The organism is Lysinibacillus sp. OL1, from assembly GCF_004332175.1.
GTDB classification, from domain to species: Bacteria; Bacillota; Bacilli; order Bacillales_A; family Planococcaceae; genus Lysinibacillus; species Lysinibacillus capsici.
Genome location: NZ_SJDS01000004.1, coordinates 202524 through 217522, shown reverse-complemented (window position 1 = coordinate 217522; position 14999 = coordinate 202524). Strand labels below are relative to the sequence as shown.

The following is a 14999-nucleotide window of genomic DNA, read 5'->3' as shown; positions in this document are numbered from 1 at the left end:
CTCCTTTTTTACAGAGAAGCCGCTTTCATCAAAATTACGCTAAGGCGTAATGGTTTTTTCATTTCTTATTCCACTACTTAGTATAAGGAAATTTTCACATGTATGCTACTTTTTCTTAGCGCTGTAACAAAGCTACTTAGCTTTATAGCGGTGGATTTGCATGACATTTTCGGCAAACAGGATAATACGAATCATTGCCACCGATTTGAATTTGATCTCCTGTGTAAACTGGCTTTCCACTTTCATCTACGCGCAAGTTCATGGTTGCTTTTTTATGACAGAACCAGCAAATTGTTTTCATTTCCTCAATTTTATCTGCATATGTAAGCATGTACTGGCTACCTTCAAATAGCTCATTTTGAAAATCATTTTTTAAACCAAAGCCCATTACGGGAATGTCCAATTTATCCACAATGTTAGCTAGCTGTAAAACATGTGCTTTTTTTAAAAATTGAACTTCATCCACAAGCACACAATAAGGTTTGACAGCATTAGTTTTTACTATTTCAAAAATATTTGTATCTTCATAAACAGGAATGGCTTGTTGTCGTAAACCTACTCGACTGGAAACAAAGCCCACCTCATCACGCGTATCTAGACCTGAAGTAAACATCATTACAGGTTTTTGTTGTTCTTCATAATTATGGGCAACTTTTAGAATTTCTATTGACTTCCCACTATTCATTGCACCATGTTTAAAATATAGCTGTGCCATTTTGTCTTCTCCCTTTCTTTGTGTCAATCTGGATTTTGAAAAGACTTGCATCAACGTGTATTATTTACTGAAAAAAATACCTGCCAAGCGCATGCTTGGCAGGTATTAAACTAACATTAGTTTTTAAGACCGTATTTTTTGTTGAAACGATCCACGCGACCATCAGCAGACGCGAATTTTTGACGGCCAGTGTAGAATGGGTGACATTCGTTGCAGAACTCGACAACGATGTTTTCTTTTACTGAACCAGTTTTGAAAGTGTTCCCACAAGAGCAAGTTACTGTTGCTTCTTTGTAGTCTGGATGAATTCCTTGTTTCATATTCGTTTTCTCCTCTCGCCCTGAACCATCTGGAACAGAGTATTATCGAACTGTACCTTACATAGCCCGAATATGTCGACTACAAAATTTGTGTCGAAGTGGAACGTCAGCTACATATGTACACGTTGCATACTTTTGAAGTATAGCATAGATATTTTATCATTTTCAAGTAAAAAATATTAAAAGTAAACCATCCCTAATACCTAACCGCGAACTTCACGATAATCATTGTCTACTAACCCAATTTTCTCATTTCGCTCTTTAAAGCGAATATTATGTGAAGATACATAGGCTACTTTCGGTGCATCTGGCTCCAAGTATAGTTTTGCACTATTTAATGCTAGTATTCCATCGGTAAATGCACCAGCTATTAATCTAACTTTACTAGGATGATCAATAAAATCACCAGCTCCATAGATACCTGCTACGTTCGTTTCCCGATTCTCATTAACAATCGCTACGCCATTCTGAATGTTTAATCCCCATTCTTCAAGCGCACCGTAATCACATTTTAAACCATGATTTACAATGACAGCATCTACCTTCACTCGTTCCATTTCATCGGTATCTTTATTGACAATAGATACATATTGAATTAAATCTCCGTCCCCATGCAATTGAACGACTTCATAGGGTGTTTTTACATGAACTGAGGATTCTTTCATACGTAAGACATTTTTTTCATGTCCACCAAAATCATCTCGACGATGAACAATCGTGACACTTGCGGCAATTGCCTCTAGCTCGTTTGCCCAATCAACCGCAGAATTACCACCACCTGAAATCAACACATGCTTGTCTCGGAAGATTTCTAATTCCTGAACTGTATAATGTAAATTCGTTACTTCGTAGCGATCCGCTCCTTCAATTTCAAGCTTTTGCATAGAAAGGACGCCATAGCCTACTGCTAAAATAACCGTTTTGGAATAATGTTTTTCTCCTGTAGAGGATGTTAAAATAAATGTTCCATCCTGTTGCTTATCTAATTTTTCCACTTTTTGATTTAAGACAATCGTTGGATCAAAGGTTTCAGCTTGCTCCACAAGTTGTTTAATAAGCTGACCACCTAAAATAGGTGTTACTCCACCTACATCCCATATCATTTTTTCAGGATATATTAGCATACGACCACCTAGCTGTGAGCTATACTCGATAATTTTCGTTTTTAAATCTCGCATTCCACTATAAAAGGCAGTATAAAGCCCTGCTGGACCACCACCAACAATTGTTACATCATATAGTTCCTCTGACATTTCCTCTTCTCCATCCCCTTCTAATCTATTCAAACGTAAATTGTTTGACAAGAATTAATCTAATAACCGTCTATTCTTTCCTCTCATGGCAATACTATTCACACACAAAGGAAAAAGTGCCATTTACTCTTTTAATCGTGCTAGTAAATACAAGAAATAAGGTGCTCCTAAAACTGCTACCACAATCCCTGCTGGAATTTCTGAAGGTTCTAAAATGGAACGACCGATTGTATCAGCCATTAACACTAAAAAACCTCCTAATAATGCTGCGGTTGGCAATAAAAACTGGTGTTTAGCCCCAACAAGCTGTCGAGCTAAGTGTGGCGCAACAAGGCCAACGAAACCAATTCCACCACTTACTGAAACACTAGCTCCAGCCAATCCAACAGCAGCAGCCAACAACCAGCGTCGCTCTTTTTCTATCGAGGCACCTAGTCCTACTGCTGTTAATTCACCTAAATTCAATATGTTTAATACACGTGATTTTGAATAGACGAATGGCAATAAGATAACTAACCATGGTAATAACGACAGAACAAATCTCCAATTTGAGCCCCAAATGCTACCTGCTAGCCATGTTGCTACAAATTGATAATTCTCTGGCGATAGACGTAGTGTTAGCACAATCATAGCCGAGCTAATCCCTGCTGCCACAGCTACCCCAGTTAAGATTAAACGCATTGGTGTAATCCCCTCATGGCGTCGATAAGAAAGTGAATAAATCAGTACAGCTGTCAAACCTGCTCCTACAAAAGCCAGTATAGGCAGTAAATAAACAGGTGCTGCTTTCGTAGTTGGAAAAAATGACACATAGAGCATAACCGCTAGTCCTGCTCCCGCATTAATCCCTAAGATTCCTGGGTCTGCTAAGGCATTTTTAGAAATGCCCTGTAAAATAGCGCCTGATATAGCTAACCCCATACCTACTAATACAGCAATCACAATTCTTGGAAGTCTGAATTCATATAAGATAAGCTGCTGTTGTGCATCACCTTGACCAAAAAGAGTCCGAAGAACCTCCATTGGTGTCAGTTTAATGACACCTGTATTCATACTTATGACAAAGGTAATAACGATTAACACAATGAGCGTAGCAAGAATGGAAAAATGTTTCCTTTTCGCCTTTAGCTGACTTGGTGTTAAATAGCTGTTACTCATAGTTCTTTCCCTCCTTTTCGCGCTAAATAAAGGAAGAATGGTACTCCAATAAAGGCTATGAGCGCACCAATGGGTGTTTCATAAGGTGGATTAATAACACGTGCTACTAAATCAGCTAACACAACAAGCAATGCTCCATATACCAAGGAACAAGCGATGATCCAGCGATAATCATGACCAACTATGTATCTGGTTAAATGAGGGATAATTAACCCTACAAAACCAACCGCACCGACAACAGAAACTGCTGCACCCGCTAGAACTAAAACAATGATCATTCCCCATACTTTTACCACAGCAGTACGTTGCCCTAGCCCAACTGCAATTTCTTCACCTAAGCTTAGTACGGTGATGGAACGCGATAGGATAAGAGCTCCTATCATCGCAACAAGTATCCATGGAGATAAGATTTGTAGATGGCTCCATTTTGTGCCTGAAACCCCTCCCGCATACCAAAATGCGAGGTCTTGTCCGATACGAAAATAAAGAGCAATTCCTTCTCCGAGCGCCCCAAGTAACGCACTAACAGCAGCTCCTGCTAAAACTAGTCGCATAGGTGTTAAGCCACCTTTAGAAAGCGAGCCAATACCATAAACGATGGCCACACCAAGACCTGCACCTACAAAGGACCATAAAATTAAATACATATAAGGCAACCCAGGGAAGAAGGCAAAACATACGGCTAACATAAAGGCAGCTCCTGAGTTCAAGCCTAATAACCCTGAGTCTGCTAAAGGGTTACGTGTCATCCCCTGCATAATCGCACCCGCTACCGCAAAGCTTGCACCGACTAATGCTGCTCCAAGTATCCGTGGTAAGCGAATATCATGGATAATTTGATGTGTTGTTAATTCTGGTGAAAAATGGGTAACAGCTGTCCAAACAGTACCCAATGAAATATCTGCTGCACCAAAAGAAATTGATAAGCCAATGGCAACTATTAATCCAATTACTCCTACGATTAAAGCCACTACTCCACGGATCGGATGAGATCGCTTCTGTAGCTCTTCTAAATCGTGGAGCTCTCCTACTCCTGTCGACGTAGTCATTTTATTTCCTCCTCATAACTTCCAACTAGCTTTTATTTTTTCATATCGTACAACTGATAAGATAGGCAGATTGGATTTTCACTATAGGGACATACAGCCATTTCTGCATCAATATTAAATACCCTTTGTAAATTTTCTTTTGTCATCACTTCTTTTGGACTGCCATTCACCATTAAATTGCCGTCTCTCATGGCCATCATAAAATGAGAGAACCGTGATGCATGATTTAAATCATGTAAAACCATGATAATTGTTCGTCCTTCTTCCTTATTTAGTTTTTGTAGCAACAATAAAATATCGAGCTGATGTGCTAAATCTAAATAAGTTGTTGGTTCATCCAGTACTAAAATATCCGTGCCTTGCGCCAATGCCATAGCAATCCATACTCTCTGACGCTGCCCACCTGATAATGCTTCGATTGGTCGATCACTAAATTCTCTTAGCCCCGTAACATCAATAGCCCAATGGATATATTCATAGTCTTCCTTTTGCAATGTACCAAACCCTACTTGATGAGGAAAACGACCATAGGATACCAGTTCAAAAACCGTTAATCCTCCTGGTGCTGTTGCTGTTTGAGGTAAAATAGCCATTCTTTTGGCCACTTCTTTTGTTTTCAATTGATGTATAGCTTTGCCATCTAAATAGACAGCTCCATTTTGTGTGCGTAATACACGTGCTACAGCCTTTAATAAAGTAGACTTGCCACAACCATTTGGACCGATAATCGTGGAGATCTCCCCTTTTGGAATCTCCACACTTAAATCATTGACGATGAGCGCTGAAGAATAACCAATCGCAACATGATCTATTTCAAGTACTGACATCTTTAACTTCCTTTCACTTTTGAGAATGCTATTACTTTTAAATTTGTAAACCAAATTGGGCTGTATACAAGCCATAGTAAGCATTTTGGCGTTCCATTAATTGCTCATGTGTGCCTTCTTCAATAATGCCCTTTTTCGATACCACAACAATTCTGTCTGCATCCTTAATCGTTGCTAAACGGTGGGCAATTACTAATGTAGTACGACCGATAGAAAGCTCGTTTAAGGCTTGCTGGATAGCTTGTTCTGTTTCTGTATCCAATGCAGATGTTGCTTCATCTAGTATTAAGATTTTTGGATTTTTCAAGAAAATACGTGCAATTGATAATCTTTGTTTTTGTCCACCTGATAATTTGACACCACGTTCACCAATGCGTGTATCCATGCCCTCTGGTAAAGCATTGATTACATCCGTCAGTTGTGCTCGTTGTGCGGCATACCAAATATCTTCTTCACTGGCATTTAAATCACCATAGGCTATGTTTTCACGAATGGTACCATCGAATAAAAAGACATCTTGCTGGACAATCCCGATATGCGAACGTAAAGATTGCAGTTTAAAGTCTCGTATATCAACACCATCAATCTTAATGGAACCCTCATTCACCTCATAAAAACGGGGCAATAGGCTACAGATCGTAGATTTCCCTGCACCAGAAGGGCCTACTAAGGCAACCGTTTCACCAGGACGTACCTTTAAATTAATTTGATGTAAGGCACGATTATTGGCAGCGTAGCCAAACGATACATTAGAAAAAGTAATTTCACCATCAATTTCATCGATTGTTTTCGCTTCTGAACGGTCCGCAATTTCGGGCTCCGTTTCGAGGAATTCAATATAGCGCCTAAATCCTGCCATGCCCTTTGGATAGCTTTCTATAAACATATTGATTTTGTTAATTGGGCCTAAGAGAATACCTGAAAGTAAAATAAATGCGATAAAATCGCCATTTGTTAAATGCCCATTTAATACAAAATAAGCCCCAACAAATAAAGTAAAGAGTGATAATACCTTCGTGAGTATGCCTGAAATAGCTTCATTCCAAGCCATCACTTTATAGGAAAACAGCTTTGTCATACGGAATCTTTCATTATTTACTTTAAAGCGTTTAATCTCATGATCTTCATTTGTAAAAGCTTGCACAACACGAATACCACTTACATTGTTTTCAACACGTGCATTGAAATCTGCAATATCTCCAAACATTTGACGGAATGCCTTGGACATTAATTTCCCGAAAATAATAGTTAAGAATAAGATAATCGGTACAAGCAAGAAAATAAGAATCGTAAAGGTTGGATCAATATAGTACATAACACCAAATGATCCAATAATCGTCATCGCTGCAATAAAGATATCCTCTGGACCATGGTGAGCAAGTTCACCAATATCCATCAAATCATTTGTTAAACGAGAAACAAGATGCCCTGTTTTGTTGTTATCAAAATATCTAAAGGATAGCTTTTGTACATGGCTGAAGGATTCTTTTCTCATATCCGTCTCAATATTAATGCCCAGCATATGTCCCCAATATGAAACGATAAAATGAAGAATGGAGTTAAAAATGTATAATCCAAACAGCAATAAACTCGCCATAATAATCCATTTCAATTCCCCATCTGGCAGAATATCATCAATTACTTTATTTAAAACAATCGGAAACGCAAGCTCTATTAGTGCCACTAATATGGCACAGCTAAAATCTAAAATAAATAAGCCTTTATAGGGCTTATAATATGAAAAAAATCGCCGTAATAACATGGTGTAGCCTCCTATCGTGAACTCGTTTTACGTATCTATAAATGAGCTATCTACAATAGCTCTCCTGTTATCTCAGTTATTGATGAGCCTTTGTAAATTCAACTATTTTGTCAGCTAGTTCTTCAGCTTGGTGTAAGCCAGAGAGCGGATCAGAAGCAAAATAATATTCAGATGGAAGCACTAATACTTGATTACTTTTAACGACATCTAAGTTTGTCCATGTTGCTGGCAACTGGCCATCTTTGTTAAAGAAATTAATCATGAAGTTATAGTCACCTACATAGTTACCTACTACCTCATAGGAAATCTCATAGCGTCCATTACTTGCTTCCTTTGTATCAAAAATCTCCTGCACCTTTTCTTGAGGTTTCATGCCCAAAATTTGATAGAGCGCTCTACCGCCCGATACACTTGATTGCCCTACAATCGTTGCATTTTTTTCAAACATTTCATAAATAGTAAATGTGGCTCCCTCTGGAATCACATCCATGATTTTTTCTTTAGCTTTTGCGATCCGATCTTCAAATTCTTTTGTAAAGGCCTTAGCCTCTTCTTGTCTTCCTAAGTAATTCCCCATTGCCTTAATCTCCTCAATCGCTGATTGATGTGCATCTTCAGCGAAGACAATTGTCGGGGCAATTTTTTCATATTTCGCTACATCCTCAATATTCCAAGTAATAATCAAGTCTGGCTTTAACTCTAAAACTTTTTCTAATGACACCTTACCATCTGTACCAATATTCGTAATTTCACCATCCTTATAGTGTTGCTTTAAGAAAGCAGCATAATCAAGGTTAGCCGTTACGCCTCCAACTGGTACAACATCTAACGCTAAAATTTGCCCCAGATACCAATCAGTTACGACTCTCTCTGCCTGCATTGGAATTTCTACTTCGCGTCCACTATCATCTGTTACGGTTCTAGTCTCTGCCTTCTCGGGCGAAGTTGGTTCATCAACCTTAGATTGGCTTGTCTCTTCATTACACGCTGCCAGTAAAACGAACAGGCTTAATAAAAAAGGTAGCTTTATATGGTGAATCCTCTTCTTCATCATGATTTCATTTTCTCCATTCTCAAATCGTTTTGCTTGCGCGAGCTGATTATTATTGTATTGAAAATGATTCTCATTTGTAATGGCAATTTCGGACATATTAGATGCATATTTCAGCCTAAAGCTACTTGGAGCCAGTTTTGTTGCTTTTTTAAAAGCACGACTAAAATAATATTCATCTTCAAATCCAAGAGATATGGCAATTTCTTTTATGCCATATTGATTGGTTAATAAATACTGCTTAGCCTGCTCTATTCTCAATTGTTGTAAATATATTTGTGGACCTATTTCATAGCGAGCTTTAAAGATGCGTAATAAATGTCGTGTACTAATCTGAAGCATATCTGCTAATGTCTGGATAGATAATGGTTGATGAATGTGTTGCTTTATAAATAATCGTGCGGCTTCTGCCTTATCCATTTCATGTGGTTTCCCTTGTCCTTCTGCTAATTCTCGAAAGACATGATAGATAAGCTCATAGAAGGATGCCCTTACAGATAAATGCTCTTGTATAGAGCCAGATTGCCATTTGCCAAACATATCTTGAAGGATGTTGTGAATGACTATCGGATTTGCGGGTACACAAGAGAAATGTGTTTGGAATGGTTGATAGTGCATGTGCAAATGCTGCATAAAGGCGTCTTTGTATATGACATCTCCCTTATAGCTAATAAGAAAATAGCTTACACTCTGCTGTGCCCTAATGTGAAGACATTGAGATTTACCTATATGAAAAATACTGAAGCGCTGCACATGATAAGATTGATCGTCAATGACAATCTGTGCACCGCCTGCTGTGACAATAAGTAACGAGCTATATGTTAAAACCTTTGACACATGAATGTCTGATTTATTTATGTAATCGATTTGCTTCAACTGGATAAATGCATTTTGCCAAAGAAGCATATAGGCATCATAATTCATCTTCGTCTCCTTCAGAACATATTTACTTACCATTATATTGATAATGATTATCAATTTCAATACACATTTATAAAATAAACATATACAAAAAAAATCACCACTGACAATTTGTTTGTCAATGGTGATGCCCTTTATAAAAGCCCCTTACCCTTTGTTGCTTTTTTCATATCTTCGTTTAGCTTTTCAAAAAATTCTTCATTTGATTTTGTTGTACGTATTTTTTTCAGGAAGCGCTCTGCAAAATCCGGTGCATCAGAAAACGTTTTACGAATTGCCCATAGCTTTTCAAGTTGTTCTGGCTCCAAAAGAAGCTCTTCTTTACGTGTACCCGAACGTCGAATGTCAAGCGCAGGGAATATACGGCGTTCTGCTAACTGACGATCAAGATGAAGCTCTAGATTCCCTGTTCCCTTAAATTCTTCATAGATAACTTCATCCATACGAGAACCTGTATCTACTAAAGCCGTCGCTAAAATTGTTAAACTACCGCCTTCTTCAATATTACGAGCCGAACCAAAGAAACGTTTCGGTCTATGGAATGCAGCAGGATCAATACCACCTGATAGTGTACGTCCACTTGGTGGAATTACTAAGTTATAAGCACGAGCTAAACGTGTAATAGAGTCCATTAAAATAATTACATCACGCTTATGTTCAACTAAACGTCGTGCGCGTTCTAATACTATTTCAGCCACTTTTACGTGGTTTTCAGGTACTTCATCAAATGTGGAGCTGACAACATCTGCATTGACAGAACGTTCAATATCTGTCACTTCCTCAGGTCGTTCATCAATCAGTAGGACAATTAACTCCGCTTGCGGATGATTGGTTGTAATAGCGTTCGCAATCTCTTTTAATAAAGACGTTTTCCCTGCCTTTGGCGGAGCTACAATTAATCCACGTTGTCCAAAGCCTACTGGTGCCACTAAATCCATTATACGTGTAGATAAATTGCGTTGTGTTGTTTCTAGTTTAATTTGTCTATTTGGATATAAAGGTGTTAGTGCTGGGAAATGAACTCGTTCTTTCGCTACTTCAGGATCTTCGCCATTGACAGCATCTACTTGTAATAGGCCATAATAGCGCTCATTTTCCTTCGGTGGACGCACCTTTCCTGACACCTTGTCCCCGTTACGCAAATCAAAGCGACGGATTTGGGATGCAGAAATATAAATATCTTCTTTACTTGGTGAGTAGTTGATTGGTCGAAGGAAGCCGAAGCCCTCTTGCGAAACAATTTCTAGTACGCCTTCCATAAAGAAATAGCCCTCTTGCTCTGAACGCGTTTTCAAAATAGCAAATATCAATTCTTTTTTCGTTAGCTTGCTATAATAAGAAATTTTATATTGGCGTGCAAGGGCGTAAAGCTCTTTTAACGTCATGTTTTCTAATTGAGCGATTGTCAATGCAGACATATGCACAACTCCAGTCTTTTTCAAAATATAATTCAATTTAAAGGGGTTATCATTGAAGTTTACGCTTGGCTCTGCTAACGCTTATATGGTTGCCTTTAATAATATCTATTGAAATACTTCCACCATATAACTAAACATTGCCTTAAAAATATGGGATGGTTATTTAAAGAAGAAGGTACCTAGCACAATAGATGTACTAGGTATATTTTAGAAGAAAATAACATTAATATCTAGGTTTTTTCTCAAGAGCGTGACGGCCTTCAACAAAGCGAACCGTACCAGATTTAGCACGCATAACTACTGAATGAGTTAAGGCATAAGCACCTTTATATTGAACACCCTTTAAAAGCTCACAATCTGTTACAGCTGTCGCTGCAAAAATAGCATCGTCACCTTTTACTAGGTCATCTAAATAAAGAACTTTTTCAACATCCACACCCATTTTTGTGCAGCGTTCTAATTGCTCTTCATCTTCTGGTACTAGTTTTGCTTGGAAGTCACCACCAAGGCATTTTAAAGCTACTGCTGCAATAACACCCTCAGGTGCACCGCCTGTTCCAAACATAATATCAATGCCTGTTTCATCAAAGGCCGTATTGATTGCTGCACCAACATCGCCATCTTGGATAAACTTAATACGTGCACCAGCCTCACGAATTTCATCAACAATCGCTTGGTGACGTGGTCGATCTAAAAGAGTAGCTACAACATCAGAAATATCTTTATTTTTAGCTTTTGCTACTTGTAATAAGTTATAAGTGACGGAAGCATTGATATCCACTTTGCCCGCCGCTTCCGGTCCTACAGCAATTTTCTCCATGTACATATCTGGTGCATTTAACAGATTCCCTTTATCTGCAATAGCAAGAACTGTCATAGCACCATTTGTACCTTTGGCTACAATATTTGTACCTTCTAAAGGATCCACTGCAATATCTACTTTAGGACCACCATTTCGTAAACCAAGTTCTTCACCAATATAAAGCATTGGTGCTTCATCCATTTCGCCTTCACCAATTACTACTGTAGCATGCATTGGAATTGTATCGAACATTTTGCGCATCGCTGTTGTTGCTGCATCATCTGCCTCAATTTTCAAACCGCGCCCCATCCATTTCCCGGATGCGATTGCTGCTGCTTCTGTTACTCGTACTACTTCCATCGATAAACTACGTTCCATTGTTGCTTTGCCTCCCGTTATCGGCACCTTTTCGTGCCAAAACATTCAAATTACCTCTATTGTAACATAATTGGTTGAAAACTTTTAGCTCTCATTATTCCTTTGTCTCAGCTACACGTGCCACAATTGTTTCACGTCGAATATCAGCGCCTAAATCACGTAATTTCTCAATAAGTGAGCTATAGCCACGTTCGATATGATAGATATCCTGAATCTCAGTTTCTCCTTCTGCTAAGAGTCCAGCTAACACTAAAGCTGCTCCAGCACGAAGATCTGTAGCTGTTACAGTTGAGCCATGTAATCTACTCGGCCCTTTAATTATTGCTGTGTTTCCTTCTACACGAGCATCTGCATTCATACGACGAAGCTCATCAATATGCTTGAAACGAGCTGTGTAAATAGTATCTGTTACTTTTGAGGAACCGAATGCTTGTGACATTAACACAGCAAGTGGTTGTTGAATATCCGTTGGGAATCCAGGGTATACCAATGTTTTGACATCCACTGCCTGTAATGTTGAGAGGTCTGTTTTTGGTACATAAATACTTTCTTCACCAATCTCAATTTTCACACCCATTTCACGAAGCTTGGCAATAACTGCTTCTAAATGCAGTGGAATAACGTTATCAATTGTTATACCATCACCGACTGCTGCAGCCATAATCAAAAATGTGGAAGCCTCAATGCGATCAGGTATAATCGTATGTTCAGTACCATGTAGCTCTTCTACTCCTTCGATACGAATAACACTTGTACCTGCACCTTTAATATTGGCACCCATATTTGTTAGAAGTGTCGCCACATCAATAATCTCAGGTTCTTTTGCAGCATTTTCAATGACAGTACGTCCCTTAGCAAGGACAGCAGCAAGCATGATATTAATAGTAGCCCCAACACTTGCCACATCTAAATAAATTTTTGCCCCAATCAACTCATCTGCACGTAAATAAATGGCTCCATGTTCATTAGTAATTTTGGCTCCTAAAGCCTCAAAGCCCTTTATATGTTGATCAATAGGTCGAGGTCCTAAAAAACAGCCTCCAGGTAAACCAATAACTGCTTTTTTGAAACGTCCAAGCATAGCACCCATTAAATAATAGGAAGCGCGTAACTTTTTAACGTTGCCGTTTGGTAAGGGCAATGCAATCATCTCTGTTGGATCGATTGTCATTTTCCCATTCTCAAATGAAACTTCCCCACCAATTTCCTCTAGTAGAGCCTTTAACGTCCAAGCATCTGAAATTTCGGGTATCCCTCCAATAGTCACTGGAGAGTTCGCCAAAATTGATGCAGGAATTAAGGCGACTGCACTATTTTTTGCACCACTAACTTTAATTGTACCTTGTAGACGATTTTCGCCAGTAATTTTATAAACATCCATTTTGCGTTCTCCCTCATGATTGGAAAGTAGTATTTTTGCAATTTGCACACTTTATAATCTTATTATTCGCCTTTTCTCTTATTCCAATCCGCTAAAAATCCTTCAATTCCTTTTTCAGTTAATGGATGGTGGAAAAGCTGCTTTAATACTTTAAACGGAGTAGTTGAGATATGTGCACCTGCTAAAGCTGCTGCTGTAACGTGTTGCGGGTGACGGACAGAGGCAGCAATAATTTGAGTATCGATATTATGGATTGTAAAAATATCTGCAATTGTTTCAATTAACTCAACACCATTTTGACCAATGTCATCTAAACGGCCGATAAATGGTGATACGTATGTAGCACCTGCACGCGCAGCCATTAATGCTTGGTTAGCACTAAAAATTAATGTCACGTTTGTTTTAATACCTTTGTTTGCAAAGAAACGACATGCCTCTAATCCAGCTGGTGTCATAGGAAGCTTTACGGTGATGTTTGGTGCAATCGCAGCTAATTCCAAACCTTCTTTAATCATACCTTCTGCATCAAGTGCAATAACTTCCCCACTTACAGAGCCATCAACAAGCTCAGCGATTTCGCGAAGACGATCATGGAAAGAAACATTCTCTTCTTTAGCCACTAACGATGGGTTTGTTGTCACTCCTGATAAAATACCCCATGCATGTGCCTCTTTAATCTCTTCAAAGTTTGCTGTATCAATGAAAAATTTCATATTATTTCCTCCTGATCATTTTTCTTATATTATTAAATATTTTCCAAAATTTCTTTATGTCAAAAACAAGAGAAGGTCGATTGAAAGCATCAACACTTCTCTTATTATGTGTATTTATCTATGCTTTTGTAACATATTAAATGCAAAAATTATGCTTTTTGTGCACTTCCAAATTCACGAATTTTACCAATAACCGTAGCTTTGATGGCTTCACGTGCTGGACCAAGGAATTTACGTGGGTCGTAAACAACTTTATCGTTGTCCAGAATTTCACGAATTACTTTTGTTGCTTCAATTTGATTTTCAGTATTGACGTTGATTTTAGCCGTACCTAATGAAATAGAACGTTGGATATCTTTTGTTGGGATACCAGTACCACCATGTAAAACAAGTGGAAGGTCTGCCAATTTAGAGATTTCCTCCATTTCTTTAAAGCCTAAGTTTGGCTCTCCTTTGTAAGGACCGTGTACAGAGCCAAGTGCTGGCGCTAAGCAGTCAATGTCAGTTAGTTCAACCATTTTGCGACACTCTTCTGGATCAGCGTAAATAATACCACCGATTACGCCATCTTCATCTCCACCAACAGTTCCTAATTCTGCTTCCACAGAAACGCCTTTAGCATGTGCGTATTCTACTACTTCTGAAGTAATTTTCACATTTTCCTCAAATGGGTGATGTGATGCATCAATCATCACGGAAGTAAAGCCTGCATCAATTGCTTCTTTACATTTTGCAAAGCTAGAACCATGGTCAAGGTGAATTGCTACAGGAACTGTCGTACCGTAAGATTCCATTAAACCTTTTACCATATGAACAACAGAAATAAATCCGCCCATATATTTACCTGCACCTTCAGAAACACCAAGAATCACTGGAGACTTTTCTTCTTCAGCTGCTTGTAAAATTGCTTGAGTCCATTCAAGGTTATTAATGTTGAATTGACCAACAGCATAACCTTCTGCTTTTGCTTTAATTAACATCTCTTTCATAGATACTAATGCCATACTAAAAATCCTCCTCATAGGACTATTCTTTCTACATAAACATGCTCCTCAATCATAGCAAAAATAATAGCCCCTGAAAAGCAGGGGCTATTATTTTCTACCCGAAAGCGGAGTGGAACGTAGCGGCAGGGGCTGACGAAGTGAAGTGGAACGCAACGAAGTCCTCTCCCCTGAAAAGCAGGGGCTATTATTTTCTACCCGAAAGCGGAGTGGAACGTAGCGGCAGGGGCTGACGAAGTGAAGTGGA

The 14999-nt window shown here is 38.7% G+C and carries 13 protein-coding genes; all 13 read right to left on the bottom strand.

Annotated elements, in window-relative coordinates; all coding sequences use genetic code 11:
* Positions 1-142: 142 nt before the first annotated feature.
* Entirely contained in the window at positions 143-715 is a 573-nt protein-coding gene (locus EW028_RS10170; protein WP_048395608.1) for a thymidine kinase, read from the bottom strand.
* 116 nt (positions 716-831) lie between these two features.
* A complete protein-coding gene (rpmE, locus tag EW028_RS10165) occupies positions 832-1035 on the bottom strand; it encodes a 50S ribosomal protein L31 (RefSeq protein WP_004269457.1) in 204 nt (67 codons plus the stop codon).
* Between the two features lie 203 nt (positions 1036-1238).
* Positions 1239-2288, bottom strand: coding sequence for an NAD(P)/FAD-dependent oxidoreductase (locus EW028_RS10160; RefSeq protein WP_131520787.1), 1050 nt, complete (start codon positions 2286-2288; stop codon positions 1239-1241).
* 123 nt (positions 2289-2411) lie between these two features.
* Positions 2412-3446: a FecCD family ABC transporter permease gene (locus EW028_RS10155; RefSeq protein WP_009371943.1), complete on the bottom strand. Its 1035-nt coding sequence runs from the start codon at positions 3444-3446 to the stop codon at positions 2412-2414.
* Complete coding sequence (locus tag EW028_RS10150; protein WP_131520786.1) at positions 3443-4495, bottom strand: FecCD family ABC transporter permease; 1053 nt, start codon at positions 4493-4495, stop codon at positions 3443-3445. The genes EW028_RS10155 and EW028_RS10150 overlap by 4 nt, the downstream gene beginning before the upstream one ends.
* A 32-nt stretch (positions 4496-4527) precedes the next feature.
* The gene (locus EW028_RS10145; protein WP_048395606.1) at positions 4528-5322 is read right to left on the bottom strand and encodes an ABC transporter ATP-binding protein; all 795 of its coding nucleotides are present in this window, start codon (positions 5320-5322) and stop codon (positions 4528-4530) included.
* A gap of 37 nt (positions 5323-5359) precedes the next feature.
* Positions 5360-7084, bottom strand: coding sequence for an ABC transporter ATP-binding protein (locus EW028_RS10140; protein WP_131520785.1), 1725 nt, complete (start codon positions 7082-7084; stop codon positions 5360-5362).
* Between the two features lie 76 nt (positions 7085-7160).
* Entirely contained in the window at positions 7161-9059 is a 1899-nt protein-coding gene (locus tag EW028_RS10135; protein ID WP_131520784.1) for an AraC family transcriptional regulator, read from the bottom strand.
* Positions 9060-9190: 131 nt separating this feature from the next.
* Positions 9191-10474 (bottom strand): transcription termination factor Rho, encoded by a 1284-nt coding sequence (gene rho / locus EW028_RS10130; RefSeq protein WP_016992739.1) that lies wholly within the window; start codon positions 10472-10474, stop codon positions 9191-9193.
* Between the two features lie 223 nt (positions 10475-10697).
* Positions 10698-11654 (bottom strand): class II fructose-bisphosphatase, encoded by a 957-nt coding sequence (gene glpX / locus EW028_RS10125; protein ID WP_004269449.1) that lies wholly within the window; start codon positions 11652-11654, stop codon positions 10698-10700.
* A gap of 94 nt (positions 11655-11748) precedes the next feature.
* Complete coding sequence (locus tag EW028_RS10120; RefSeq protein ID WP_131520783.1) at positions 11749-13035, bottom strand: UDP-N-acetylglucosamine 1-carboxyvinyltransferase; 1287 nt, start codon at positions 13033-13035, stop codon at positions 11749-11751.
* A gap of 62 nt (positions 13036-13097) precedes the next feature.
* Positions 13098-13748, bottom strand: a complete 651-nt coding sequence (gene fsa, locus EW028_RS10115; protein ID WP_004269447.1) for a fructose-6-phosphate aldolase — start codon at positions 13746-13748, stop codon at positions 13098-13100.
* Between the two features lie 149 nt (positions 13749-13897).
* Positions 13898-14752, bottom strand: a complete 855-nt coding sequence (locus tag EW028_RS10110) for a class II fructose-bisphosphate aldolase (protein WP_004269446.1) — start codon at positions 14750-14752, stop codon at positions 13898-13900.
* Positions 14753-14999: the final 247 nt, after the last annotated feature.